We start from the raw sequence: 23,844 nt of genomic DNA on the forward strand, positions 1-23,844 counted from the left end.
ACACAAGGAGACACAGCAATGAGCGACTACCGCGCCCCGATCAAGGACATGCGCTTCGTGATGGATGAGATTGCCGGCTTCCAGCAACTCAGCCAGATTCCGGCCTACGCCGAGGCGACCCCGGACATGGCCGATGCCATTCTCGACGAAGCCGCCAAATTCACCCGTGAAGTGCTCGCCCCGCTCAACCGCGTCGGCGACACCCAGGGCTGCACCTGGACGCCCGAGGGCGTGACCACGCCGGACGGCTGGAAGGAGGCCTACAACGCCTTCCGCGAAGCCGGCTGGAGCGGCATCACACTGCCCACCGAATACGGTGGGCAGGGGCTGCCGAACACGCTCGGCATTGCCGTTCAGGAAATGGTCTGCTCGGCCAACCTCGGCTTCTCGCTTGGTCCCTTACTCACGTCGGGTGCGGTTGAGGCCTTGCTGACCTGCGCCAGCGACGAACTGAAGGCGACCTACCTGGAAAAGATGGTCACCGGCGAATGGACCGGCACCATGAACCTGACCGAGCCGCAAGCCGGTTCCGACCTGGCCCTGATCCGCTCGCGCGCCGAGCCGCAGGCCGACGGCAGCTACAAGGTTTTCGGCCAGAAGATCTTCATCAGCTACGGCGACCACGACATGACCGACAACATCGTGCATCTCGTCCTCGCCCGCCTGCCGGACGCCCCGGCCGGGGTGAAGGGCATCTCGATGTTCCTGGTGCCCAAGTTCATGGTCAATGCCGACGGTTCGCTCGGCACCCGCAACGACGCCCATTGCGTGTCCATCGAGCACAAGGTCGGCATCCACGCCAGCGCCACCTGCGTCATGGCCTACGGTGACAATGGAGGTGCCGTGGGCTACCTGCTCGGCGAGCCGAACCGCGGCCTCGAATACATGTTCATCATGATGAACGCCGCCCGTCTTGGCGTCGGCGTGCAGGGCATCGCCCTTGGCGAACGCGCCTACCAGCGCGCCCTGGCCTATGCCAAGGATCGCAAGCAGGGGCGCGATGCGCTGACCGGCGAGGCGCTGGTCACCATCGACAAGCACCCCGACGTGCGCCGCATGCTGCTGTTGATGAGGTCGCGCGTTGAAGCCTGCCGCGCCATGGCTTACTACACCGCCAGCCTGCTCGACCGCGTCCATGCCGGCGGCGCCGATGCCGAGCAGCAGAAGCGCGATCTCTACCTGGCCGAATTCATGATCCCGCTGGTCAAGGGCGGCGGTACCGAAATGGCCATCGACGTCACCTCGCTCGGTGTCCAGGTACATGGGGGCATGGGTTTCATCGAGGAAACCGGCGCTGCCCAGCACTGGCGCGATTCCCGCATCACCACCATCTACGAAGGCACCACCGGCATTCAGGCCAACGACCTGCTGTTCCGCAAGCTGATGCGTGACCAGGGGGCCACCGCCAAGGTCGTTTTCGGCGAGGTCTATGCCACCGCCAAGGCGCTCGGCGCTTCCGGCAAGCCGGAACTGATGGCGATGGGCCAGAAACTGGGCAATGCCCTGAAAGCCTGGACAGGCGCCACCGAATGGCTGGCCGCCAATGCCCGCAGCAACCTGTCCGGTGTGCTGACCGCCGCCGTGCCTTACCTGCACCTGGCCGTCACCGTCACTGGCGGCTGGCTGATGGCCAAGTCGGCACTGGCTGCTGCTGCCCATCTCGACAAGGGCGAAGGTGACCTGCCGTTCTATCGCGGCAAGATCACCTCGGCCCGCTTCTACGCCGACCAGATGCTGCCGCAGGCGGCGTCTTACGCCGAGATCGTCATGGCCGGCGACAGCGGCCTGTCTGGTGAGCCTCTGTCACAGGAGTAATCCTCGGCTGACGGGTCGTTCGGCCCCGAAATGCAAAAAGGAGAAGCCGCGGCTTCTCCTTTTTCATGGGGGCGAGGAAAGGGTCAGAAGTTGATGCCGACCTTGGCGATCAGGGCCCAATTCTCGAAGTCGACGTTGTTGCGCTCATTGGTGTTCAGGTAGCGCAGGTCGAGGCCGGAGTAATACATACCCTTGCGGTAGTTGGCACCCACCACCGCACCGTAGGCGAACAGGTTCTTGTCGGCGATGCCGTTATCGGCTTTGACCATGCCGATCACCGGGCCGGCGCCGATGGAGAATCCGCTACCGATGGGCACGGTGTAGCGCGGTGACAGTTCGAAGGAGGTGGCCTTCACGCCGGATTCGTTGGTGTGGTTGATCTGGACATGGGTGCGGATTCGGTTGTCCGCCGTCTGGATCAGGCCACAGTTCATGTTGAAATCGAGGCCATAGACGAAGTTGTTGTCGTCGCTGGCCGGGGTGGCCTTCATGATGCCGCCGGTGAGGGCGATGGTCGGCTCGAACTTGAAGCCGGCTTCCTTGCCGGCGAAGAAACGCAGGCCGTCGGCCTGGCTGGCGGTCGCGCCGAGCGCGAGGCCGGCGAGCAGGAAGAGGGCGGTGATGCGGCTGGTTTTCATATTCTCTCCGAATGACACAAAACTTCTTAACGCCAGCTAGGGCCGGCAACCCGGAAAGGATAGAGCGGACTGGGGACCGAGTCTGTGACCTGGGTCACCCAGCGTCATTTCTTCAGCAGGGTGTCCTGAACGGAATCAAAGTCCGGTTTGCGGACCACGCCCATCTTGCGCTGGATCACGTTGCCATGGCGGTCGATGAACAAGGTGTAGGGCAAGCCGGCCTTGGTATTGCCGAGCGCCTGCATCAGCGGAATACCCTGTTCTTTGGCGACGAAGACTGGGTAATCCATGTCGTAGGCCTTGGCGAATTCTTTGGCCGGTTCGGCCTTGTCCTCGATACCGATGCCGAGTACCTCGATCTTGCCCTTGTGGGCGTTGCGGAACTTGATCAGCTCGGGAATTTCGGCCCGGCAGGGACCGCACCAGCGGGCCCAGAAATTGACGATCAACGGCTTGCCCTTGTAGCGCTCGAGGGCGACCGGCTTGTCGTCGAGGTCGTTCAGTGTCGCAGCGAACAGCGGGCCGGAGGAGGGCATTTCCTGGGCACTGGCAGACGTCGCGGAGAAGGCCAGGGCGAGGGCGAGGAGCCGCATTTTCAAGGCAGATCTCCACGGCGGAAGATGACGTAACCGGCGGTGGCGCTGATGACACCCAGCGCGGCCGGATAAGCCAGGGCAAAGACCTTGTAGCCAGCCGTGCCGAACAGATCAAGGATGACATAGGCCGACGGACCGAGCACGATCAGTTGTGGGTCGAAGAGGGCCAGCGCGGCGGTGCGGAAGACCTGCAGCGGGTTGGCCAGGGCCAGGGTGACGGCGAACTCCGGGGCAACCTTCCCCTGGATCATCACGCCGAGCAGGATCAGGTCGAGGAAGAGCAGCAGGACCAGCCAGACCATGAAGGCAGCACCCTGCGCCATGTCGGTCGTCCGGGCGATGGCCGAGATCAGCATGCCGATGCCGAGGAAGCACATGGCCATCACGGCGAGCAGGGCGGTGTAGTAGCCGAACATGTCCCAAGGCACTTCGATGTTGGCGATCATCGCCCAGATGACGGAGCCCAGCATGGCGAGAAAGACCGGCGCGAAGACGACGATGTAGCGGCCGACGATCTTGCCCCAGAACCAGGCGCCGAGGCCGACCGGCAGTGACAGCAGGTATTCGAAGACGCCCGCCTCACGGTCCCCGGCCACCGAGCGGACGGTGGTGATCAGCACGAAAATCGGCAGGATGGCCATGGTCAGCTGGATGTAGGTGACCAGCAGCCGGGAGAGGCCGATGAAGCCCAGCACGCGCGACTCGGTCAGACCGAACAGGAAGAGCAGGGCAACGATGCCACCGAAGACCAGGGTATAGATCTGGAACCAGCGGGCACGCAGGGATTCGACGATATCCAGTTTGGCGGTGAGCCACAGTTGCTTCATTTTTTTAACCTTGCCAGGACATGCTGGCGCATGTCGGTGAAATCGAGAGCGCCGGCCAGCGGAGAGGCAACGGCAGCAAAATTGAAACCCATCGGCGACGTGCGTGTCACGAAATACGCACGGCGCGGATCGAGCCAGTTCATTTCTTCACGGCTCTTGCTGTTGTAGTCGGCAACCCACATCCAGGTGGCGGGGTCTTTCAGCCAGGGATATTTCTCTCCCTTTTCCTTGAGCCAGATCGCCATGCAGCCGGGGTCGTCGAACTTGAAAACGGTCTTGTCCGGGCCGCCGCGCATCTCACCGGCAAAGCGCCGGTCGGAAATGACCATGTTGCAGACGACGCAGGTGTCGCGATCCCATTTGATCTCGACCATGTTGTCCGGCCAGTTGCCTTTCTGGCAGCCGGAAAGCGCCGCTGCCAGCGGCGTCAGCAACAGACCGCCGACGCCGAGCCGGCCAAGGAAGTCACGTCGATGCCGGTTGCACATGCTCAGTTCTCGGTCAGCGACAGGTCTGCGACCAGAGCCGTATAACGGGACAGGATGCCGAGGAAGCGCAAGCGGTCAGGCCCGGCGATCTCGCCAGTCCAGATCAACTGATCGGCATCGGCAGCAGAAATTTTCCAGCCATCGAGCGCTTTGGCAAAAGCCGGTTCGAAGCGCTTGAGGACGATCCGGCAATTCAGGACATCGGTCAGGGTCACGTCGTCGGCCACCTTGTCGTCGAGGACAACCTTGCCCATGTCCATCTCGATGACCCGGTTGACCAGGGAGGAGACTTCGTCGAGACGGTGGCTGGAGATGATCATCGTCGTATCCTGCAGGCGTTCGGCCAGCAGGTCGAAGAAAATCTTGCGGGCCTCGGGATCGAGGTTGGCGGCCGGTTCATCCATGACCAGGACCTGCGCCTCCCGTCCCAGCGCGATGGCGATCAGCAATTTCTGCTTCATGCCGCCGGAAAGACGAACGAACTGGCGTGTCAGGATGGCGTCGACATCGAGGCCGAGACGGCGCGCGATGTCATGGATGCGCTTCGGATCGGTGCCGCATAGCGAAGCCGAGAAATCGATCAATTGGCCTACCGGCATTTTCAGCGGCGGCGGCAACTGCGGCACGAAACCGATCTTGCCGAGGACGGCGGTGCGGTTGCTGCGCGGGTCGAGACCATTGATGGCAACGCTGCCGTCGAAGGTGTATTCGCCGAGCAGGCAGCGAATCAGGGTGGTCTTGCCGGCACCATTGGAACCGATCAGGGCGACTCGTTCGCCGAGGCCGATATCGAGGCTGATGCCGTCGAGAACGCGGGCCTTGCGGAAGGTCTTGGCTACTTGCTTGAACTGGATCATGGGGCGGATTATAGGTGGCGCAGCAGATTCGGACATTGAATATCGATCAAAAATCCGCACGGGCGCCATGGTCACGAATAGCTGTTCGCATCGGGCTTTTCCCCGTGCCTGGACAATGCCGCCATGGAGGCTGGCACGGTCCCGGCACGGGGTCTCGTCTGAAGGACTACATCAACTTGGACAGGCCCTTGATCTCGAAAGTCAGCGAACCAGTGGGGCAGGCGTCGACGCACAGGCCGCAACGCGTGCAGTCCGGGCCGATGGGCACTTCCGGCTCGATGGCGCGCCCCTTGATCACGGTGTCGAGCACGTGCGGAACGAGACAGACCTTGCGGCAATCGCCTTCGTGGAAGCAACCATCCAGCTTGTACTTGATGCGCACCGGCGAGATGATGCCCACCACGCCGTAGGTCAGACCGATCGGGCAGGCATAGCGACACCAGGCGCGGCGGGAGAAGAAGACCTCGAAGAAGAGCAGGGCCAGCACCCACAGCATGGCCAGCCCCGGGCCGTAGATCAGCGCACGGGAGACGATGCCGGTCGGCGAAATGGCCTCGTACACCGTGTAGCCGGTGGCGATGGCGAGCAGCGCGAAGATGACCCAGAACACCGTACGCAGGCGACGATCCATGGTCTGGTCGGTGACCAGCTTCTTCTTGGCCAGGAAGAGGTGAATCTTCTCGGCCCACTCGGCCAGCAGGTGGTAGGGGCAAATCCAGGAGCAGAAGGTTCGACCACCGAGCAGTACCCAGAGCACTAACACCGTTCCGGTTCCGATCAGCAGGTTGTTGATGATGTGCTTGTGGGCGAGCATCACCTGCAGCGCGGAGTTGAGGTCGATCAGGTGAAAGCCGACGAAGCGCGAAGCGGTCAGGGCGCCTTCGAGGATCTGGATGTCGAGGGCGAAGGAGATGACGAACAGCAGGTTGGCGAAGATCAGCGTTGCCCAGCGGCGGTTGCGCCACTTGGTGCTTTTCTGCTCATGCGCCTGGGCGTGGAGCTTGAAATCCTTGTTGCCCTTCTTGTAGAAGTGGATGGTTTGCGCTGCCGGGCTGATGTCCTCGGGTTTGGTCGGCTTGGCCGGATCAGCGCCGAATAGAACCTTGATCTGGTCGACAAAACGTTTTTTCAACAAGGCACTCATGCTCGCCACCCTTCACCGGGAATGATTTCGATGCTGGCCGGTTCGGTCGGGCAGATCATTTCACAGACGCCGCAACCAACGCAGGCTTCATGAACGACGGGAATGCCCTTCATCTTGCCGTCCTTGCCCAGGCCCATTTCAACGGTGATCGCACCCTTGATCGGACAGGCCTGCTCGCAAAGGTCACAGACTTCGCGGTCGTATTTGTAGTCGTTGACCGGAATCGGCTTCCAGCGGTCGACCGACATGTAGCGCAACTTGCCTTCGAAGTTGGCGCCCCGGGCGCTTCCCTTGAAACCCTTGCCTTGTATGGCCAAGCAGGATTCCGGTCGGGTCAGTCGGGCAACACCGATTCGTTCGGCCAGGTTGAGCGTCGGCTCGGCGTCCTTTTCCTTGGCCAGCAGAATCGGCTTGGATGAAAGTTCGGCACCGGGCCGTACGGTCATGTGGGCCGGCTTGTGGTAAGTCAACGAACCGGTCGGGCAGGCCAGGATGCACTGCACGGCATCGCAGGAGAAATCGCAGGCTTGCTCGCGGGCGTCGATATACGGCGTCCCAACGCCCATCCCATCGACCAGGTCGGCCAGCTTGATGGCTTCGACCGGGCACACCTGAACGCATTGGCCGCATTTGATGCAGCTCGACAGGAAATCTTTTTCATCGAGCGCACCCGGCGGACGCAAGCGATGCTTTTTTGAATAGATCAGCGGCAGGAAGCCGGAGCCGGCCGCTCCCAGCACACCGCCGGTCAGCAGGATGGTGCGCAGGGCACGCCTGCGGTTGGTTTGCTTCTTGGCGTTGGAAACCTTGCCGGCTTCCGGCTTGCGGTCGCCATTGGCGGTATTGTCTTCGCTCATGATGGAGTCACCTTGGCAGGTTTGACGAAGCGCGGCTTCTCGTCACGCAGGACCAGGTCCGGTGTCGAGAAAGGAGCGAGGCGTTCCAGGAAGTCGAGCAGTTCCATGACTGGGGAGCTGCGGAAGAAGCGGGCAACCGGCAACTCGATCCAGATCTGGTCGGCATAGGCGTAGTTTTCGTGAATCTGGTCGCCGATTCCGTCTGCATTACGATCGAAGCCCTGGTAGTCGTCCCAGTAATTACCTTCCCAGAAATTCTTGGCGGAATTGCTGTTGTCACCACGGCCACCATAGGTCACCTGGGTCAGGTTGCCTTCGAAGACGTTATCGCGGACGTTGTTGCCGCCGGTTTCCGAGTTGAACAGGATGCCGATGCCGTTATAGGCAAAGCGGTTACCCTTGATCTCGATCGTCGAGTCGGGCTGGAACGGAGAGAGATCCGAGCCGATGCCGATGCCGCAGTAAATGATCTCGTTATTCTCGATCAGGGTACCGGAGGCTTCCTTGAAGCCGATACCCATGCCCGTTGCGCCGGTCGCATGCGAAATCACGTTGTGGCGGGCTGCGCCACCCTCGGTGTACATGAAGTAGATGCCGACGGCGTTATCGTAGAACTGGTTGCGTTCGACGATGTTGTCGTTGGCAAACATGAAGTGGATCGAGTAGCGGCTGCGTCGGCCCAGGTTGTCGCGGAAAATATTCCTGTGGGAATACCAGGCAACCATGTCGCGCGAGTCGATGATTTCGTTCTTCTCGACCACGTTGTTGTTGCTGTACCACAAGCGCAAGCCATCGCCGCGTACACCCAGTTCGAAGTCCTTCGACTTGATCCGGTTGCCGCGCACCGTGCTGTCGTTGACCTGCTTGAGGTCGATACCGAACAGACAGTTGTCGACCACGTTGTCTTCGATCAGGTTGTGGTGGCCACGGACATCGAGGCAGGAGTCATCCGTGTCGTGCGAGTCGCCGGAACCAGTAAGCCGGAGACCGCGGATCACTACGTTACTTGCGTTCAGCACCATGACGGTACCCTTGTCGCCGGCGTCGATGGTCACCTTGCCGCCACCGTCGATGGTCAGCGGCTTGTCGATGGTGACCGGGCCGGCGTAGGTACCCGGCGGGGGTTTAAGGATACTGCCGGGCGGCGCCTTGTCGACCAGATCCTGGAACGGTTTCAGGCCGTGGACGCGCTTGTCGCGCTCCATCAGCATGAACGTTGGTTTCGGGCGGTCGATGGTGACGCGCGGGGCAGTGCTCAGATCGGCTGAAGCACCCAGTTGCTGCTCGGTGTTGCCGGTCGATAAGGCGAGAATCGAAGCTAGGGCGACTCCCGCCTTGGCAAAGGCGTTGAGCGGTGGCACGGAAATTACTCGGCCTGGCCTTCGCGCAACTGCTTGCGACGGATGAGAAGGGCCAGAATCAGGCAGACAAAGATCACCATCAGCAGGCCATAACCCCAGTACGGGTAGGAGAAGGTCGAGAACTGGGCGACCTTGCCTTCGCCAAACACGGTCGGCATGAAGGGCTTCACGGTGAAGGCGCCCCACGGGTGCAGGTTGTGGCCGAAGAACCACAGCCAGCCGGCGTAGGTGATCACGAAATAAAGGGGCAGCAGGGCCGGAACCAGGGCCAGCAGCAGCTGGAAGGGGCGGATCAGTGCAGTGGCGGCGACGACGACGACCATGACGGCGATCAGGCCGAAGATGGCAACCTTGGAGTACAGCGTGACATTGTCACCCCACACCTTGATCTTGTCCGGTTCCTTGAAGAAGGTGCCAGCTTCGGCCATGTAGGCGTCGACATGGCTGGCCAGGTGGCCGAGGACGAACTGGTCGACGATGGCCCAGGCGGCGACAGCAGCGAAACCGACGGCCAGGGTCGCGACGCGTGCCTTTTTCTTGGTCATTGCAAAGGCGATCATCATCACGGCGAAGAAACCGAAGAAGAACTTGGCCAGCGGCTTTTCGACCGGTGCGCCGGTAGCGATCGGGAACATGCCGACGTAATGGTTGATCGTGTTCATTTCGTGCACGCAATCCAGCCCTTGAGCACCCTTGTCGACGTTTTTCTCGGCGTCGAGTACCGGGTTGTAGCGCTCATCGTCGTGCGCCAGGTCTTTCTGGATGATTTCGTTAGCCATGCGGGTGCCCTTGCCGGCTGCCTTGCAGCCGTTATAGACACCATCGAAATGGAAGTGGATGCGGATGCCATCGGGGAAGGCATCGGGTGGATAGTTCGGGGCGGTGAGGGAAACCCACCAGATCGGGGCAAAGTAGGCGGCGACCAGGCAGATCAGCGAGATCAGGGTCAAGCCACCAATGATTTTGTTCTGTTTTTCCATGTCGCTATTCTCTATCGTGTTACGCCCGGCGAATGGCCGGGTGGGGAAGCTGCCCGTCTCAGGGACGGGCAGCGGCACTAGCCAGGTGCTTTATTACTTCTTCTTGGCCGTCGGCTTGCACATCGAGCCCGGCATGGTCAGGCTGGCCTGGTAAGCCGAGATGGCAACCAGTTGGTCATTGGTGTAAGGCTTGATGACCTTGACCATGTCCGGGTTGGCGTTGCGGCGATGACCGTCACGGATTTCGGTCATCTGGCGCAGCAGGTACTTGTAGTGCTGGCCGGCGATAACCGGGTAGAACTTGTCCTTCTTGCCTTCGCCGTTCTTGCCGTGGCACTCCAGGCACTGCTTTTCATACAGTTCCTTGCCTTGGGCGATCTTGATGGCGGCATCGGCACCCTCGTACTTACCGTGCTCGACCGGGATGCACAGGCTTTCGATGTAGGCAGCGACGTCGGCCAGTTCCTGCGGGTCGGTCAGGGTGGCGGCGAACGGGTACATGGTCGGGTTGTCACGCAGGCCGGCGCGGATGTCGGCCATCTGCTTGATCAGCACGGTGGTGTGCTGGCCAGCCAACTGCGGGAAGGTGCCGTCCGGGCGGCCAGCGCCGGAAGGCAGGTGGCAGGCGCCACAGACTTCATAGGCTTCCTGGCCGTTCTTCTTGTCGCCCTTCTTGTTCAGGGCTTCGGACTTTTCGCCACCCTCGGCGTTCCACTTGTAGTCCTTGCCTTCAATGCCTTGCTGGTGCGGAGCGGGGGGGCCGGCGAAAGCGACACCGGCGGAGAGCAGGCCAATCAGCAGTAGAGATGCTTTCATATTTCGAATCCTTTTGGGCTGGTTATCCAGTGCAACATGGCCATTATTACCTTGGCCATATTAGTATTCATTGATATGGGTCATACGCCCTGTAGATCAGGGCTTCCCAAATTACTTGAGCTTGGCGAGGTACTCGGAGAGGGCCTTGATTTCCTCGTCGTTCACCAAGTGCATGACGCCCTTCATCGCAGCGGTCTGGCCATTGTTGCGGGCACCGCTCTTGATGTCCTTCATCTGCTGCTCAGAATAGGCAGCGTTCTGGCCGGCGATCTTCGGGTAGTTCGGCATCAGCGGCTTGTCGCCCTTCGGGCCGTGGCAGGCGTTACAGGTTTTTTCGGTGTACAGCTTGGCACCATCCGGAGCGGCAAAAGCCGGGGAGGCGACGAGAGCTGCGGCAATCAAAGACATAACGAGTTTCATGGAATTTCCCTCCTGATGTGAAACGGGGAGCAGAGTAATTCTGCTCCCCGCAATATGCCTTAAGTCAGATCAAAACTGTCAGGCGCTTGGATTACTTGACCTTCTTGGCACCGTTCTGCTCAAGGTAGGTCTTGGCACGCAGACCGATGTCGGCAGCCTTGACCTGGTATTGCCAGACTTGCTCAGCCCACAGGTTGGCCTGGTCCCAGTCCTTCTTGGCGGCAGCGGCTTCGTGCTTGGCCTTGGCATCCTTGGCCTTGTTCAACTGGTCGGTTGCATCATCAACCATGTTGACCACATCCGGGAAGTCCTTGAAGTTGTGGCTGGTGATGAAGCCAACGACGGAGTCGATGACGGCCTGGGTATCCGCAACCTTCTTCAAGGTGTTCTTGTAGTCGGTTTCGGTGTAGTTGGCCTTGGCTTCGGCGGTCTTGGTCGGCTTCCAGCCCTTCGGCTTGACCAGCAGGTAACCCTGCATTTCAAGGTGCAGCGCCGAGCAGAATTCCGTGCAGTAGTACGGATAGACGCCTTCCTTGTCAGCCTTGAACTTGACCGTGACGGTCTTGCCCGGCTCGACCGACGCATGGACGTTGTAGGTCGACACGGTGAAGCCGTGGGTTTCGTCCTGGGCACGCTCGAGGTTGGTCAGGTGGATGGTGATTTCGTCGCCCACTTCCGCCTCGATGGTTTCCGGCGTGATGTGCGAGCGGATCAACGTACCCTTGACCTCGATCTTGTTGCCCTTCTTGGTCGTCACTTCTTCGCCGGCACGGACGGCGCCCGGATGCGGCTTGTCCGTACGGGAATCGGTACCGACCTTGTAGCGGACACCCGGCTTCAGCTTGGAAGCTTCGATGGCCACGACGTAGTGCGGCTCACCCAGCGGCAGCGGCATGTCGTACAGCAGTTGCATCTTGTCGTTGGTGATGTCGATCAACTGGTGGTTCTGCGGATGCAGCGGGCCAACCGGGTTGAAGCGGTCGATCGACAGCTTGTTCAGGGCGACCAGATAGCGGCCCTTCGGATCCATGGAGTCACCTTCCATGGTCATCAGGTGACCGATGTTGTAGTGCACCGAGATCTTGTCGAGAACCTTGCCTTCGCAGTGATCCCACTTGACGACCTGCGAGTCGACATACAGGGAGGTGTAGGCGACGCACTTCTTCGAGTCGTACTGGGTGTGGAGGGGGCCGAGACCCAGTTGAACCTGGGTGTGCAGCGCATCCTTCATGCCGACGACCGGAATGCCGTACGGGTCCTTGGATTCGAACTTGCCGGCCTTGATGGCGGCCTGAATCTTCTCGAAGGAATAGACGGAGACGTGGGTGTCCAGCTTGCCGGAGACGGTGATGAACTTGCCATCCGGGGTGACGTCGACGCCGTGCGGCGACTTCGGCTCGGGGATCAGGAACAGGATGCCTTCCTTGACGGCGACATCCATCGGCAGGACCTTGTGGCCGTTGATGACCTTGGCCTTGCCAGCGGCGACCAGTTCGGCAGCCTTCTTCCAGTTGATCACGTGCAGGTAGTCGGTGTCCTTGGCGGAGCAACCGGCTTCATACGGCGGACGGCCCTTTTCGATACCACCGACGTAGCGCTCGGTACAGAAGGAGTTGGTGAAGGACCAGCCGTCAGACGGGCCCTTGCCGGCGTCGGACAAGTCCTGCGAGTACGGCGGCAGTTCGACGGAGAAGGATTCCTTCGGGTCGATACGGCCTTCCTTGCGGTCGAACTTCCAGTAGGTCACGCCACCGCGGTACTTCTCGTTGAAGTCTTCCAGCGGGTAGAACTTCTTGTTTTCCAGCGGGGCAGCGTACTGGGCGGCTTCGATGACGTATTCGGTATTCGGGGTGACGAAGGCGCCACCGTGTTCCGACTTGTAGATCGGGTTGATGACGATCTGCTTGGTTTCGAAGTCACGCAGGTCGATCACGGCGAGGCGCGGGTTGGCCTTGTCGTTGATGAACAGGAACTGGCCGTCATACTTGCCCTGGGTTTCGGAGATGGCCGGGTGGTGCGTGTCGCCCCAGGTGATTTCCTTGCCATCGATCCAGCCCTGCTTGAGGACGGACTTGGAGTTTTCGTCGAAGCCGTAGCCTTGCCACGGTTCCGGGGTGAAGACACCGATGTATTTCAGGATGCGCATGGACGGAATGCCATACACGATGACCTGGCCGGACTGGCCGCCGGAGCTGAAAGCGATGAATTCATCGCGCTTGCCGGTCGGAACGTAGGTCTTGGCCGCGGCCAGCAGATCCTGCTGGCTCAGGTTGCGACGCTTCATCACGTCCTGCAGGGATTCGGCGGACATTGCCGTACCGGCAAAGCCGAGGGCCAGCAGCAGCGCGGTGGTTTTCACTGCGAACTTACTCATATCTATTTCTCCCAAATCAAGAAGTTAGAACTTCCATTTCCCCCATCGTCGCATGCGTCATAGTGTCGCTGCGACAATATGCCGCACACTGTAAGCGCCGCTCAGTGGTAAAGAATTGATCTTTGTTAAATTTCATTGGGCGATATCGGCGAAAATGCGCGCTCCCCAATGGTCCCGAGCCCCGGTGCTGTCTCGTGAATAGAAAAATACTGATGGATTTGATCGGTCTCGAACTGATCGCTCTGGTCGTGGTTATCGGTTACAAGATATCGCCGATCCTGTTGCCGAAGGCCGACCTGACCGTTCTGCCCGATCCGGCCTGCAATCTGCAGAAACAGGTGTGCCCGGCAACGCTGCCTTCCGGCGGAACCATCGAGTTGTCGCTCGGTGCCCGTCCGGTACCGCTAGTCAAGCCCTTTGCGGTGCAGGTGGTGGCAAAGGGACTTCAGCCGGCACGGATTGCAGTGGATTTTGCCGGCGTTGAAATGAATATGGGATATAACCGGCCGGAATTGCAGGAAAGCGGCGAGGGGCGATTCGTCGGCGAGGCGACCTTGCCGGTCTGTATCACCGGCCAGATGGACTGGCAGGCGACCGTGCTGATCGAGGCGGGGAGCGAGCGGATTGCCGTACCATTCCGCTTTACCACGGGAGAGCATGAATAATGGTTGAGCGTTTGCTGGGTCTGGCCGCCGTCGTGCTGGCCTTCGTCATTGCCGGTCTGGCCCTGTTCTGGCAGCCGGAGATGCCCGAACGAGCGCTCCCCAGGGCGCCGCTCGTGGCGGGGGGCGATTTCACCTTGCAGTCGGCCGGCGGCCCTGTTTCCCTGGCGGATTATCGGGGCAAGCTGGTGCTGCTCTATTTCGGCTACACCTATTGCCCTGATATTTGTCCGACTTCCCTGGCAGCTGCCGCCGAGGGATTGAAACAACTGACACCGGAGGAGCAGGCTGCCGTGGCGATGATCTTCGTGTCGGTCGACCCGAAGCGCGATACGCCCGAGCGCTTGAAGGAATACGTGGCCTTCTTTCATCCCGCCATTGTTGGCGTGACGGGCAGCGCCGAGGTCATTGCCGAGGTTGCCCGACGTTATGGCGTGATCTATGCGGAACAGAAGGTGGAAACGGCGGGTGGCGGCTATGTTGTCGATCATTCCTCAGATACATTCATCATCGCACCGGATGGTGCGGTGGTTGCCAAGATTGCCCATGCGACGCCACCGGACCAGGTTGCCCACGCCATTCGCAAGTATTTGAACCAACCCTGAAGGAGTAGGAATTCATGAAGAAGCTATCGCTGTTTGCTGCCGGTTTGCTCTTTTCCGCGGGTGTGCTCGCGGGTGCCGCCGACAATGTCGCCGTGCAGGACCCCTATGTCCGCCTGGCGCCGCCCAATGCGCCGGCGACCGGCGCATTCATGGTGATCAAGAACAATGGCGACAAGGACATCAAGGTGGTCAAGGCGGCCAACCCGGTTTCGAAGGTGACGGAGTTGCACACCCATCTGAACGAAGGCGGCGTGATGAAGATGCGCCCGGTTCAGGCCATCGACATCAAGGCCAAGGGTGAGGCCGTGCTCAAGCCGGGCGGCCTGCATGTCATGCTGATCGACCTCAAGGCGCCGATGAAGGAAGGGGATGTCGTGCCGATCACCCTGACCTTCGATGATGGCAGCAGCAAGCAGGTCGATGCCAAGGTGGTGCGTCCGATGGCCGCCGGTATGCCGATGGGCGAACACAAGCACTGAGTCGTTCCTCTTTCGACCAGGGCCGCCGCGTGACAGTCACGTGGCGGCCCTTGTCATTCCTGAGGTTGCGTTGCGGCACGCTGCCCTGGCTACCGGGATTGCCTGTGTTAGGCTTGGCATCCGATTCCCTTTGATGATCCCGGTATGAATCCAGGCAGCATTTCGACCCCGGAAATTGTCGCAGCCGTTGTGTTCGGGCTGGCTGTGGTGCACACCTTTTCGACCGGCCTGTTCGCACGCCTTGCCCATCTGCAGCCCCGGCATGCAGGCTTGTGGCACTTGCTGGGCGAGGTGGAGGTGGTCTTCGGTTTCTGGGCCTTCGTCCTGGTGGCCGTGCTGATCGGCCTGACGGGGAAGACAGATGCGGTCGATTACATGGAAAGCCGCAATTTCACGGAGCCGATGTTCGTGTTCGTGATCATGGTGATCGCCGCCAGCCGGCCCGTGCTCGAAATCTGCGGCGTCGCGGTGCGCAGACTGGCCGGCCTGGTGCCGCTGCAGCAGTCGCTGGTCATCTATTGCTTTTGCCTGTCGCTGATTCCGCTGCTCGGCTCATTCATCACGGAGCCGGCGGCGATGACCCTGGCGGCCCTGATGTTGCGCGACCGCTATTTTGGCAGCGGACTGTCGACGCGCTTCAAGTATGCGACGCTCGGCGTGCTGTTCGTCAATGTGTCGATTGGTGGCACGCTGACCAGCTTTGGCGCACCGCCGGTCCTCATGGTGGCGGCGACCTGGCAGTGGGATACGCCATTCATGTTCGCGACCTTCGGCTGGAAGGCGATGCTCGCCGTCGCGTTCAATGCCGCTCTTTGCACGGCCCTTTTTCGTGACGAGCTGGCCAGCCAGCCGGCCGGCGACGAGGCAAGTCTCGCGACGCCGGTACCGCTCTCGGTTGCCGCCATTCATTTGGTTTTTCTGGTCGGCGTGGTGCTTTTCGCTCACCACCCGGCGGTTTTCATGGGACTCTTCCTGTTCTTTCTTGGGTACGTCGAGGCCTATGAGCGTTATCAGGACCGCCTGATCCTGCGCGAGGGCTTGCTGGTGGCCTTTTTCCTGGCCGGGCTGGTGGTGCTGGGGGGCTTGCAGCAATGGTGGCTGCAGAAGACCCTGCTGGGGGTCGAGCCGACCGTGTTGTTTTTCCTGGCGACTGGCATGACAGCCATTACCGACAATGCGGCGCTGACCTACCTGGCGTCCCTGGTTCAGGGGGTGACCCCCGATTTCCAGTATGCCATCGTTGCCGGTGCGGTGACCGGCGGCGGCCTGACCATCATCGCCAATGCGCCGAACCCGGCTGGCGTAGCGATCCTCAAGTCGAGTTTTGAGGACGAGTCGGTCAATCCCTTGCGGCTGTTGCTGGCGGCCTTGCCACCGACCGCAGTGGCGGCCATGGCGTTCATGCTGCTTTGACCGGCTCCGGGTAGCTGGTTGTCAGCTCTTGACCGGCCGCTTGGACAGCTTGCGCTGCAAGGTGCGGCGGTGCATTTTCAGGGCCCGTGCCGTGGCGGAAATGTTGCCGTCATTTTCATTCAGCACGCGCTGGATGTGCTCCCACTCCAGACGGTCGATGGAGAGCGGTTCGTCCGAAATGGGGAGGTCGCTGTCGGGATGGGCGTCTTCCTCGAAGGCGGAGAGGATGGCCTCGATCTCCACCGGCTTGGCCAGGTACTGGATGGCACCCAGCTTCACCGCATCGACGGCGGTGGCGATGCTGGCGTAGCCAGTCAGGACGACAATGCGGCAGTCGGGAATGATGTCCAGCAGCTGCGGAATGAGGGCCAGTCCGGAGCTGCCATTCAGGTTGAGATCGAGGATGACGCGTTCCGGCTTGAGCTCGCGGGCTTGGTCGAGTGCGTTGCCGGCATCCTGTACGCCCACCGCTTCATGGCCGTGGCGGGTCAGCGTGCGGACGAGAATCGCGTTGAAACTGGGATCGTCGTCGATGACGAGGGTTGATGGATTCATGTTTTCGCTCTCGGCAATTCGATGCGGGCGATGGCGCCGCCATCGTCCGGATTGAGCAGGGATAGTCGGCCGCCCAGTTGCTCGATGGCGGTGCGGGTCAGGATCAGGCCGACGCCGCTGCCGCGTTCGTGGGCCGGGAAACTGCGCTGGCCACCCAGACTGAGGACGTCCGGCGGAAAACCGGGGCCGCGGTCACGGATGTCGATGCAGAGCTCGTCGCTGCACCAGCCCAGGCGGATTTCCATGGGCCTGGGTGTGGCGTTGGCGGCGTTGTTCAGCAGGTTGAGAACGGCTTGTTCGAGGCGCGGGTCGGCCACGATGTCTGGAGCTTCGCCGTCGCTGGTCACGACCAGGCGGCTGTTCGCCTGGGGGCGGGCGGCATGCCAGTGCTGGCGCAGGTTTTCCAGCCAGCGGTCAGCGGGCAGCGACGCGGCATTTTCCAGTCGCTCGGCGCCGGCACGGCGCGACAGGCCGGTAATGATCTGCTTGCAGACGCCAATTTGCTGGCGGAGCAGGGCGATATCCTCGCGGGCGGTAGCGGACAGGGCCGGGTCGTTGGCCAGTTCGCCGGCGAGCAGGGCCATGGTGCCGAGCGGGGTGCCGAGTTCGTGGGCGGCGCCGGCGGCGAGCGTACCCATTGCCATGATGCGTTCGTCGCGAAGGGCCTGTTCGCGGGTCGCGGCCAGTTCGGCATCGCGCTCGCGAATCTGGGTGGTCATGCGGACAATGATCCAGCTGATGATCGCCGCCGAGAGGACGAAGATCAGCCACATGCCGATCAGGTGCAGGCGGGTGGCGCGTGTCGCATCGTTCATCTGCAGGGGAATGAAATAAACCATCAGCACCGAGTAGGCGACGATGGCCATGGCGCTGATGATCGCGACGCAGCGGGCTGGCAGGGTCAGGGCGGCAACGGCGACCGGTGGCAGGAGCAGCGAGACCAGCGGGTTGGTGGCGCCGCCGCTGAAAAAGACGATGGCGGAAAAGGCGCCGATGTCGAACAGCAACTGCGTGAAAAGCTCGGCCGTGCTGGCTGACTGGCTGTGGATGACGCGCCACTGGGCCAGTGCGTTGAAGAGGGTGGCGACGGCAATGATGCCGAGCAGCGGGGCCTGTGGTACCGGGATATCCAGAATGGCCGGTACGATCAGGATGAGAAGGGCCAGGACGGCCAGCACGAACCAGCGCCATACGACCAGGCGGCGCAGGTTGGCCAGATGGTCGATACTTTCTTCGGTACACGCTGTAATTGCCATGGCCCGAATTATGCGTGATTTGGGTCAATTTCTGAGCGCCCTGAAGATGCGACAATTCGCCGCAGTACAATGAGGAGTCTTGGTATGTTGCTGTCCGTGCGTGTTCCGGTTTTGGTGGCTGCCCTGCTGTGGGGCGGCATGACGTTTGCTGCCGATCTTGAAAAGGGCAAGGAAATCAACGGTACCTGTGCCGCCTGCCATGGCGATAATGGCCAGGGTGGCAAGAAGGGCGAATATCCGCGCATCGCGGGCCAGCAGGTGAAGTATCTGGAAAGCCAGCTGAAGAATTTCCGGGCACGTACCCGGATCAATATTCCGATGTTCCCCTACACGCAGGAGCGCGAGCTTTCCGATGAGGACATCAAGGATATCTCGGCGTATCTGGCCGGTGTCGAACTCGACACCAAGATGCCGACCTATACCGGCAACGAGGACGCCCTGACCCGTCTGCAGATGGCCGACCGGGTGATGATCATCCCCCGTGCCGAAGGCGACCTGGCGAATGGCGAGAAGTTGTTCCAGAAGCAGTGTGCCGCCTGCCACGGCAAGGCGGGCAAGGGGCGGGGCATGTTCCCGATGCTCGTCGGGCAATACACCAATTACCTGCAGCGCCAGGTGGACCTGTACCTGAAGGGCGACCGCCCGCATGACGAGGAAGGCACTGTTGGCGTGCTCAACGGCCTCAAGGCGCAGGACATCCAGGATATCCTGGCCTATCTCACCTCGATTCAGGACACGAACAAATGAAACGCTTACCGCTTCTCCTGCTGACCCTGCTGACGACCTCCGGTGCCTGGGCGCATGGCCATCCGGCGCCGATCGACGACAGCATGCCGGATGCCCAGAAGATCCGCTTCTGCGAGCGGGTACGTGACCATGCCTTGCAGGCTTTCTACAATCGCGACCGTGGCCGCCCGATGAAGCTGTTCGAGGAGGATGGCAGCGACGGGCCGCGCATCACCAACTTCATCATCAAGCGCATCTACGAGGAGCCGCAGATTTCCAGCCCGAAGAAGGCCGAGGCTTTCGGCCGGGCGACCTGCAACGAGATGATGGGGACGAAGACCCCGTCAGAGTAGGAAGGGGATGAAGCGCTTGGTACGCTGCATGTAGGCAGCGTACTCCGGGCCAAAATAGGCCAGGCATTCCCGTTCGTCGGTCGTGGCGGTCAGCCACAGGGCGACGGAGGCGCTCAGCGCCAGTAGCGTGCCGGGCAGGCTGGGGTCCTGGAAGTAGGCGCCCCAGGCCAGCGCCAGTAGCGAGGCATACATCGGGTGGCGGATGTAGCCGAAAATCCCGTGCGATACCAGCTGGGTCGTTTTCTCGAATTCATAGAAGGAACGGTCGTCCCGCCGGGCGTCCGGGGCGCCGTCGCGTTTCAGTGTCGAGACGCCGAGGATGACCAGGGCGATGCTGGTCAGCATCAGCAGCCAGGAGGTGAACTGGTGCGGCGAATAGGGGTCGGTGCCCCAGACCGCATGGTTGAGGGTCAGCAGGCCGAGAATCGCCTCCCAGGCAAAAAAGCGGTAGAAACCGTGGCTGCCCGGCTTGCTGAGTGGTTTGCGCGACCACCAGACGAGTACGAGCGACCCGGCAATGAACAGGTGCAGGTCGCTCATGTCAATCGGCAAAGGCGGCGCTCAGGGCGGCGATCATGTAGCCGTGGTCGAGCACGCCGGCACTCTCGCGGATGCTGTGCATGGCCCACATCGGCGAGCCGACGTCCACGCTCGGTATGCCGAGGCGCGCCGCGACGATGGGGCCGATCGTGCTGCCACAGCCGAGGTCGGTGCGGTGGGCGTATTGCTGGCAGGGTACGCCGGCCTTGTCGCAGAGTGCCATGAAACGGGCCGCCGTTTCAGCATTGGTGCTGTAGCGCTGGTTGGCGTTGCTCTTGATCACCGGGCCGGCATTGACTAGCGCATGGTGGCAGGGCTCGTAGGCGGCCGGAAAGTTCGGGTGCCAGCCGTGCGCCATGTCGGCGCTGATGAAGAAGCTGCGCGCCAGCATGCGGCGCTGGTCTTCCGCATCCAGTCCGGCGTTGCCGGCGAGCCGGGCGATTACGTCGGACACGAAGCTGCCGCCGGCGCCGGCGGCGCTTTCGCTGCCCACTTCCTCGTGGTCGAAGAAGGCGCACAGGCAGGTGGCACCGGGTTGCCCGGCCGCAAGCAGGGCGCTCAGCGCGGCGTGGCAGGAGGCCAGGTTGTCGAGTTGACTGTCGGCGATGAACTCGCGGTTGGCGCCCCACAGCGTACCTTTTTGTGTGTCGTAGGCGTTCAGTTCCCAGGTCAGCAGGTCGGCCGGATCGACGCCGAGCGCATCGGCGATGGGGCGGCGGAAGCGCATCTCGGCTTTTTCCCCGTCCTCGGTAATGCCCAGCAGCAAGGGCAATTCGGTTTGCTTGTTGAACTTCAGGCCGTTTTCGTTAACCTCGCGGTTCATGTGGATGGCCAGGTTGGGCAGGCGGAGCAGCGGGTCGGCAAAGCGGGTCAGGCGGGTGGCGAAGCCATCGGCGGTCCGGATATTGACACGGCCGGCCAGCGACAGGTCGCGGTCAGCAAAGGTGGCGAGGATGGGGCCACCATAGACCTCGACGCCGAGCCGCACCACGCCGCCGGCTTCCTCGGCCGGCCTCGGCTTGATGCGCAGGCCCGGCGAGTCGGTGTGGGCACCGATCAGGCGCAGGCCGGCTTCGGTCAATGGCTGGCGGCCGACGATGAAGGCAATGATTGCCGAGCCGCCGCGCACGACGTAGCGCTGGTCGCCGGCTTGCAGCGACCAGCGTTCGGTTTCGTCGAGCCGGGAGAAACCCGCAGCCTGCAGGTGTTCCTCGCAGGTGGCGACGGCATGCCACGGGCTTGGGCTGGCGTCGATGAAGTCGAGCAGGTTCTCGACCTGGCGGCGGGTGGTATCGGAAATCTTCATGATGTTTTCTGTTGCAGCAATTCGATCAGCAGACGGGCAATGCGCACATCATAAAGCATGGCGAGATGGCCGACCGGCGGCAGTTCAATATCCTGGGCGCCGGGCAGGCGCTGGTTGTCCTGCGGCATGACGTAGTTGTCGTAGGCGTTGCGCAGGCTGACGGCAGGTACCGCCAGCCGCTCGGCCGCCATGTCCTGCAGCCACAGGGAGCCGGTCGTCATCTCGCGGGAGTTCTGGCCGAAACCGATCCGGCTGAGGTCGCTCCCCATGTGCGGCGTCGCCAGCGTGATCAGGCGGGCGACCCGGTCCCGGCCATGACGGGCCAGGTAGCAACGGGCGATCAGGCCGCCCATGCTGTGACAGATCAGGGTGACCTGCCGGCTGCCGGTGGCAGCGCAGACTTCCTCGATACGCTGGTTGAGCAGGGGTTCCAGGCGGCCGAGACTGATGTAGGGGGGCGCCAGGCTGACACTGGCCACCGTATGGCCGGCCGCTTCGAGGCGGCGGCGGAGCAGCCACCAGACACCGCGGCTGCAGCCGTAACCGTGCACCAGCAGGATCGGTTGCTTGCCCGGAGCCAGCCGATCGGCCGGCATCCACAGACGCTCGAAGGGAATGACCAGGACGAAGGTGAGCAGGAAGGCGAGGTATTCGTCCCACATCAGGCGGGCGGTGCGGGCAAAGCCGAGGCGCGGTGCCGGCGAGGCGAGCGCCATGCCGAAGACCCAGGTGATGGCGTTGATGCCGGCCCGGATGCCGAGCAGACCGCCGAACGCACCACCAAGGGCAGCCGGCCAGTCGGCATGCAGGAACTGACGGCCGATGAAGAGGTAAGTGGCGATTTCGAGCGCGAGCCAGATCAGGAGGGAAATGGGAACCATGGCGATCTCAGGCAGCTTCCACGTCCGGCTTGGGCAGCCAGATGCAGGCGCCCTTCGATTCCTTGTCGATGCCGGCCAGGTTTCTGGCGTGTTCGGCCAGTTCCTCTTCGCTGGCCCGGCGCACGGTCAGCGGCTTGCGCTGCCGGACCTGGCCATCGGCGCCGATCTTCGGGCGGGGTGCAGCGTCCGGTTCGATCATCAGGCTGTTCTGGCCGCGCGTCATGGCCAGGAAGACGTCGGCCAGCAATTCGGTATCGAGCAGGGCACCGTGCAGGGTGCGGGTCGAGTTGTCGATTTCGTAGCGCTCGCACAGCGCATCGAGGCTGTTGCGCTTGCCCGGGTGCAATTCCTTGGCCATCCTCAGCGTGTCGGTCACACCGTTGCAGATGGTTTCCACCGGCACCCGGTCGAGGCGGCGCAACTCGGCATTGAGGAAGCCGATGTCGAACGGGGCGTTGTGGATGACCAATTCGGCGCCGCTGATGAACTCCAGGAATTCGTCGACGATGTCGGCGAACTTCGGCTTGTCGGCCAGGAATTCGAGTGTGATGCCATGCACCGCCTGGGCGCCGGCGTCGATTTCACGTTCCGGATTGATGTACTTGTGCAGATGGCGGCCGGTCAGCCTGCGGTTTTCCATCTCGATGCAGGCGACTTCGATGATGCGGTGACCCGAGCGCGGGTCGAGACCGGTGGTTTCCGTATCGAGGACGATCTGGCGCATGATGCTTCCTTAACCCTTCAATTCTTCGATGCCGCGGTTGGCCAGGGCATCGGCGCGTTCGTTTTCCGGGTGGCCGGCATGGCCCTTGACCCAGATCCATTCCAGCTTGTGCTGGCGGACGAGGGCGTCGAGGGTTTGCCACAGATCGGCATTCTTGACCGGCTTTTTGTCGGCCGTCTTCCAGCCGTTGCGCTTCCAGCCGTGGATCCATTCGCTGATGCCCTTCAGGACATACTGCGAGTCGGTGTACACCTTGCCGACTACCGGCCGCTTGAGGGCTTCCAGGCCACGGATGGCGGCAGTCAGTTCCATGCGGTTGTTGGTCGTTTCCTTCTCGCCGCCCCACAACTCCTTTTCGTGCGGGCCGGCGCGCAGGATGGCGCCCCAGCCGCCGGGGCCGGGGTTGCCCTTGCAGGCGCCGTCGGTAAAGATTTCGATGCTGTCTTCAGTGGCCATGAGTCTCTTTTTGGGTGATGGGGCGCAGCGCCTTGGCGCGCACCGGTTTTTTCTTCCAGTCCGGGGTGATCAGGCGCATGCCGTGGGTGCGTTTGATGGCACGCAGGGCATAGACGCCGCCGGAAAAATTCCACCAGCGTTCGCCGGCGCGCAGGGTGGTCGGCCGACATTGCAGCCACTGCAGGCGTTCGAGCGGCGGCAGGTAGCAGCCCAGGCAGCCCCGGTCGACTTCGAAACCGAGCAGTTTGAGCCAGTCCTTCAGACGGTTCAGGGACAGGTAGCTGCCGTTCCAGGGAAACTCGCCGCTGCGGTCGAAGCGGCGCTTGACGCCCCACAGGGATAGCGGATTGAAGCCGATGACGATGACCTGTCCCTCGGGAATCAGGATGCGCTCGACTTCGCGCAGGATCTGATGCGGCTCGTCACTGAATTCGAGAACATGCGGCAGGACGACGAGGTCCGTGCTGTTCGAGGCGATGGGCAGGGCAGCGTAGTGGCACCGGAGATCCGCGCTCCCCAGGTCGGCAGCCTTCTGGCGCAGCGGAATGCGGTTGGCGCGGAGGAAATCGGCCTGCGGCAGGCCGATCTGCAGCGCGTGGTAGCCGAATACGTCCGCCACCAGATCGTCGACCTGGCCCTGCTCCCAGGCGAGAACGTGCCGCCCCGGCAGGGATGCCAGCCAGCGGTCGAGACCGGGAATTGACATCCGGTTCGC

General features: G+C 61.9%; 27 protein-coding genes. 7 read left to right on the forward strand and 20 right to left on the reverse strand.

What is annotated here, in order from left to right; all coding sequences use genetic code 11:
* Window positions 1-18: 18 nt before the first annotated feature.
* Window positions 19-1,815 carry an acyl-CoA dehydrogenase gene (locus K420_RS0111090; protein WP_027458124.1) on the forward strand — a complete coding sequence of 599 codons (1,797 nt, stop codon included), beginning with the start codon at window positions 19-21 and terminating at the stop codon, window positions 1,813-1,815.
* Between the two features lie 83 nt (window positions 1,816-1,898).
* Here the strand turns inward: K420_RS0111090 and K420_RS0111095 are convergent, their stop codons facing one another.
* The 12 genes from K420_RS0111095 to nosZ form a co-directional block, all read right to left on the reverse strand.
* Window positions 1,899-2,453: a hypothetical protein gene (locus tag K420_RS0111095; RefSeq protein WP_027458125.1), complete on the reverse strand. Its 555-nt coding sequence runs from the start codon at window positions 2,451-2,453 to the stop codon at window positions 1,899-1,901.
* A gap of 104 nt (window positions 2,454-2,557) precedes the next feature.
* A complete protein-coding gene (locus K420_RS0111100; RefSeq protein ID WP_027458126.1) occupies window positions 2,558-3,046 on the reverse strand; it encodes a TlpA family protein disulfide reductase in 489 nt (162 codons plus the stop codon).
* 2 nt (window positions 3,047-3,048) lie between these two features.
* Window positions 3,049-3,876, reverse strand: a complete 828-nt coding sequence (locus K420_RS0111105) for an ABC transporter permease (RefSeq protein ID WP_027458127.1) — start codon at window positions 3,874-3,876, stop codon at window positions 3,049-3,051.
* The gene (locus tag K420_RS0111110; protein WP_027458128.1) at window positions 3,873-4,364 is read right to left on the reverse strand and encodes a nitrous oxide reductase accessory protein NosL; all 492 of its coding nucleotides are present in this window, start codon (window positions 4,362-4,364) and stop codon (window positions 3,873-3,875) included. Before K420_RS0111110 ends, K420_RS0111105 begins: the two co-directional genes overlap by 4 nt.
* Window positions 4,365-4,366: 2 nt before the next feature.
* Window positions 4,367-5,221, reverse strand: a complete 855-nt coding sequence (locus K420_RS0111115) for an ABC transporter ATP-binding protein (protein WP_027458129.1) — start codon at window positions 5,219-5,221, stop codon at window positions 4,367-4,369.
* Window positions 5,222-5,387: 166 nt separating this feature from the next.
* Window positions 5,388-6,365: a NapH/MauN family ferredoxin-type protein gene (locus K420_RS0111120; protein WP_027458130.1), complete on the reverse strand. Its 978-nt coding sequence runs from the start codon at window positions 6,363-6,365 to the stop codon at window positions 5,388-5,390.
* Window positions 6,362-7,222: a 4Fe-4S dicluster domain-containing protein gene (locus K420_RS0111125; protein ID WP_027458131.1), complete on the reverse strand. Its 861-nt coding sequence runs from the start codon at window positions 7,220-7,222 to the stop codon at window positions 6,362-6,364. Before K420_RS0111125 ends, K420_RS0111120 begins: the two co-directional genes overlap by 4 nt.
* A complete protein-coding gene (gene nosD / locus K420_RS0111130) occupies window positions 7,219-8,583 on the reverse strand; it encodes a nitrous oxide reductase family maturation protein NosD (RefSeq protein WP_035854745.1) in 1,365 nt (454 codons plus the stop codon). Before nosD ends, K420_RS0111125 begins: the two co-directional genes overlap by 4 nt.
* Before the next feature lie 5 nt (window positions 8,584-8,588).
* Entirely contained in the window at window positions 8,589-9,563 is a 975-nt protein-coding gene (locus K420_RS0111135) for a hypothetical protein (RefSeq protein ID WP_035854747.1), read from the reverse strand.
* A 93-nt stretch (window positions 9,564-9,656) separates the two neighbouring features.
* Entirely contained in the window at window positions 9,657-10,379 is a 723-nt protein-coding gene (locus K420_RS0111140; RefSeq protein WP_027458134.1) for a c-type cytochrome, read from the reverse strand.
* Between the two features lie 111 nt (window positions 10,380-10,490).
* Window positions 10,491-10,799 carry a c-type cytochrome gene (locus tag K420_RS0111145; protein ID WP_027458135.1) on the reverse strand — a complete coding sequence of 103 codons (309 nt, stop codon included), beginning with the start codon at window positions 10,797-10,799 and terminating at the stop codon, window positions 10,491-10,493.
* 91 nt (window positions 10,800-10,890) lie between these two features.
* A complete protein-coding gene (gene nosZ / locus K420_RS0111150) occupies window positions 10,891-13,173 on the reverse strand; it encodes a Sec-dependent nitrous-oxide reductase (protein WP_027458136.1) in 2,283 nt (760 codons plus the stop codon).
* A 212-nt stretch (window positions 13,174-13,385) separates the two neighbouring features.
* On the opposite strand from nosZ, the gene K420_RS18795 reads away from it, so the two are divergent.
* The 4 genes from K420_RS18795 to K420_RS0111170 all read left to right on the forward strand — a co-directional run bounded on the left by K420_RS18795 (window position 13,386) and on the right by K420_RS0111170 (window position 16,332).
* Window positions 13,386-13,838, forward strand: a complete 453-nt coding sequence (locus tag K420_RS18795) for a hypothetical protein (RefSeq protein WP_035854748.1) — start codon at window positions 13,386-13,388, stop codon at window positions 13,836-13,838.
* Window positions 13,838-14,440 (forward strand): SCO family protein, encoded by a 603-nt coding sequence (locus K420_RS0111160; protein ID WP_027458137.1) that lies wholly within the window; start codon window positions 13,838-13,840, stop codon window positions 14,438-14,440. Before K420_RS18795 ends, K420_RS0111160 begins: the two co-directional genes overlap by 1 nt.
* Before the next feature lie 14 nt (window positions 14,441-14,454).
* Window positions 14,455-14,919 (forward strand): copper chaperone PCu(A)C, encoded by a 465-nt coding sequence (locus tag K420_RS0111165; protein WP_027458138.1) that lies wholly within the window; start codon window positions 14,455-14,457, stop codon window positions 14,917-14,919.
* Window positions 14,920-15,063: 144 nt separating this feature from the next.
* Window positions 15,064-16,332, forward strand: a complete 1,269-nt coding sequence (locus K420_RS0111170) for a putative Na+/H+ antiporter (RefSeq protein ID WP_027458139.1) — start codon at window positions 15,064-15,066, stop codon at window positions 16,330-16,332.
* 21 nt (window positions 16,333-16,353) lie between these two features.
* On the opposite strand, the gene K420_RS0111175 is transcribed toward K420_RS0111170, so the two are convergent.
* Window positions 16,354-16,887, reverse strand: a complete 534-nt coding sequence (locus tag K420_RS0111175; protein ID WP_027458140.1) for a response regulator transcription factor — start codon at window positions 16,885-16,887, stop codon at window positions 16,354-16,356.
* Entirely contained in the window at window positions 16,884-18,143 is a 1,260-nt protein-coding gene (locus K420_RS0111180; protein ID WP_084019632.1) for an ATP-binding protein, read from the reverse strand. The genes K420_RS0111175 and K420_RS0111180 overlap by 4 nt, the downstream gene beginning before the upstream one ends.
* 84 nt (window positions 18,144-18,227) lie before the next feature.
* Between K420_RS0111180 and K420_RS0111185 the strand changes: the two genes are divergently transcribed.
* On the forward strand, window positions 18,228-18,890 hold the full coding sequence (locus tag K420_RS0111185; RefSeq protein WP_035854749.1) for a c-type cytochrome: 663 nt from the start codon (window positions 18,228-18,230) through the stop codon (window positions 18,888-18,890).
* The gene (locus K420_RS0111190) at window positions 18,887-19,222 is read left to right on the forward strand and encodes a hypothetical protein (RefSeq protein ID WP_027458143.1); all 336 of its coding nucleotides are present in this window, start codon (window positions 18,887-18,889) and stop codon (window positions 19,220-19,222) included. Before K420_RS0111185 ends, K420_RS0111190 begins: the two co-directional genes overlap by 4 nt.
* On the opposite strand, the gene K420_RS0111195 is transcribed toward K420_RS0111190, so the two are convergent.
* Genes K420_RS0111195 through K420_RS0111220 form a run of 6 tightly spaced genes read right to left on the reverse strand, consistent with a single transcriptional unit; the run spans window position 19,214 to window position 23,835 of the window.
* Complete coding sequence (locus K420_RS0111195; protein WP_027458144.1) at window positions 19,214-19,762, reverse strand: methyltransferase family protein; 549 nt, start codon at window positions 19,760-19,762, stop codon at window positions 19,214-19,216. The two genes, K420_RS0111190 and K420_RS0111195, sit on opposite strands and share 9 nt — an antisense overlap.
* Window position 19,763: 1 nt before the next feature.
* Entirely contained in the window at window positions 19,764-21,068 is a 1,305-nt protein-coding gene (locus tag K420_RS0111200) for a M18 family aminopeptidase (RefSeq protein ID WP_027458145.1), read from the reverse strand.
* Window positions 21,065-21,949: an esterase/lipase family protein gene (locus tag K420_RS0111205; protein WP_027458146.1), complete on the reverse strand. Its 885-nt coding sequence runs from the start codon at window positions 21,947-21,949 to the stop codon at window positions 21,065-21,067. Before K420_RS0111205 ends, K420_RS0111200 begins: the two co-directional genes overlap by 4 nt.
* 7 nt (window positions 21,950-21,956) lie before the next feature.
* Complete coding sequence (gene dnaQ / locus K420_RS0111210) at window positions 21,957-22,673, reverse strand: DNA polymerase III subunit epsilon (protein ID WP_027458147.1); 717 nt, start codon at window positions 22,671-22,673, stop codon at window positions 21,957-21,959.
* Between the two features lie 9 nt (window positions 22,674-22,682).
* A complete protein-coding gene (rnhA, locus tag K420_RS0111215; RefSeq protein ID WP_027458148.1) occupies window positions 22,683-23,129 on the reverse strand; it encodes a ribonuclease HI in 447 nt (148 codons plus the stop codon).
* Complete coding sequence (locus K420_RS0111220; protein WP_027458149.1) at window positions 23,119-23,835, reverse strand: class I SAM-dependent methyltransferase; 717 nt, start codon at window positions 23,833-23,835, stop codon at window positions 23,119-23,121. Before K420_RS0111220 ends, rnhA begins: the two co-directional genes overlap by 11 nt.
* Window positions 23,836-23,844: the final 9 nt, after the last annotated feature.

Source organism: Dechloromonas agitata is5 (genome assembly GCF_000519045.1).
Taxonomy (GTDB): domain Bacteria; phylum Pseudomonadota; class Gammaproteobacteria; order Burkholderiales; family Rhodocyclaceae; genus Azonexus; species Azonexus agitatus.

What these genes read in the sequence shown, in the direction of transcription:
- K420_RS0111090 (WP_027458124.1), top strand. Translation starts at nt 19, where the DNA reads ATGAGCGACTACCGCGCCCCGATCAAGGACATGCGCTTCGTGATGGAT.
- K420_RS0111095 (WP_027458125.1), bottom strand. Translation starts at nt 2,453, where the DNA reads ATGAAAACCAGCCGCATCACCGCCCTCTTCCTGCTCGCCGGCCTCGCG.
- K420_RS0111100 (WP_027458126.1), bottom strand. Translation starts at nt 3,046, where the DNA reads ATGCGGCTCCTCGCCCTCGCCCTGGCCTTCTCCGCGACGTCTGCCAGT.
- K420_RS0111105 (WP_027458127.1), bottom strand. Translation starts at nt 3,876, where the DNA reads ATGAAGCAACTGTGGCTCACCGCCAAACTGGATATCGTCGAATCCCTG.
- K420_RS0111110 (WP_027458128.1), bottom strand. Translation starts at nt 4,364, where the DNA reads ATGTGCAACCGGCATCGACGTGACTTCCTTGGCCGGCTCGGCGTCGGC.
- K420_RS0111115 (WP_027458129.1), bottom strand. Translation starts at nt 5,221, where the DNA reads ATGATCCAGTTCAAGCAAGTAGCCAAGACCTTCCGCAAGGCCCGCGTT.
- K420_RS0111120 (WP_027458130.1), bottom strand. Translation starts at nt 6,365, where the DNA reads ATGAGTGCCTTGTTGAAAAAACGTTTTGTCGACCAGATCAAGGTTCTA.
- K420_RS0111125 (WP_027458131.1), bottom strand. Translation starts at nt 7,222, where the DNA reads ATGAGCGAAGACAATACCGCCAATGGCGACCGCAAGCCGGAAGCCGGC.
- K420_RS0111135 (WP_035854747.1), bottom strand. Translation starts at nt 9,563, where the DNA reads ATGGAAAAACAGAACAAAATCATTGGTGGCTTGACCCTGATCTCGCTG.
- K420_RS0111140 (WP_027458134.1), bottom strand. Translation starts at nt 10,379, where the DNA reads ATGAAAGCATCTCTACTGCTGATTGGCCTGCTCTCCGCCGGTGTCGCT.
- K420_RS0111145 (WP_027458135.1), bottom strand. Translation starts at nt 10,799, where the DNA reads ATGAAACTCGTTATGTCTTTGATTGCCGCAGCTCTCGTCGCCTCCCCG.
- nosZ (WP_027458136.1), bottom strand. Translation starts at nt 13,173, where the DNA reads ATGAGTAAGTTCGCAGTGAAAACCACCGCGCTGCTGCTGGCCCTCGGC.
- K420_RS18795 (WP_035854748.1), top strand. Translation starts at nt 13,386, where the DNA reads ATGGATTTGATCGGTCTCGAACTGATCGCTCTGGTCGTGGTTATCGGT.
- K420_RS0111160 (WP_027458137.1), top strand. Translation starts at nt 13,838, where the DNA reads ATGGTTGAGCGTTTGCTGGGTCTGGCCGCCGTCGTGCTGGCCTTCGTC.
- K420_RS0111165 (WP_027458138.1), top strand. Translation starts at nt 14,455, where the DNA reads ATGAAGAAGCTATCGCTGTTTGCTGCCGGTTTGCTCTTTTCCGCGGGT.
- K420_RS0111170 (WP_027458139.1), top strand. Translation starts at nt 15,064, where the DNA reads ATGAATCCAGGCAGCATTTCGACCCCGGAAATTGTCGCAGCCGTTGTG.
- K420_RS0111175 (WP_027458140.1), bottom strand. Translation starts at nt 16,887, where the DNA reads ATGAATCCATCAACCCTCGTCATCGACGACGATCCCAGTTTCAACGCG.
- K420_RS0111180 (WP_084019632.1), bottom strand. Translation starts at nt 18,143, where the DNA reads ATGGCAATTACAGCGTGTACCGAAGAAAGTATCGACCATCTGGCCAAC.
- K420_RS0111185 (WP_035854749.1), top strand. Translation starts at nt 18,228, where the DNA reads ATGTTGCTGTCCGTGCGTGTTCCGGTTTTGGTGGCTGCCCTGCTGTGG.
- K420_RS0111190 (WP_027458143.1), top strand. Translation starts at nt 18,887, where the DNA reads ATGAAACGCTTACCGCTTCTCCTGCTGACCCTGCTGACGACCTCCGGT.
- K420_RS0111195 (WP_027458144.1), bottom strand. Translation starts at nt 19,762, where the DNA reads ATGAGCGACCTGCACCTGTTCATTGCCGGGTCGCTCGTACTCGTCTGG.
- K420_RS0111200 (WP_027458145.1), bottom strand. Translation starts at nt 21,068, where the DNA reads ATGAAGATTTCCGATACCACCCGCCGCCAGGTCGAGAACCTGCTCGAC.
- K420_RS0111205 (WP_027458146.1), bottom strand. Translation starts at nt 21,949, where the DNA reads ATGGTTCCCATTTCCCTCCTGATCTGGCTCGCGCTCGAAATCGCCACT.
- dnaQ (WP_027458147.1), bottom strand. Translation starts at nt 22,673, where the DNA reads ATGCGCCAGATCGTCCTCGATACGGAAACCACCGGTCTCGACCCGCGC.
- rnhA (WP_027458148.1), bottom strand. Translation starts at nt 23,129, where the DNA reads ATGGCCACTGAAGACAGCATCGAAATCTTTACCGACGGCGCCTGCAAG.
- K420_RS0111220 (WP_027458149.1), bottom strand. Translation starts at nt 23,835, where the DNA reads ATGTCAATTCCCGGTCTCGACCGCTGGCTGGCATCCCTGCCGGGGCGG.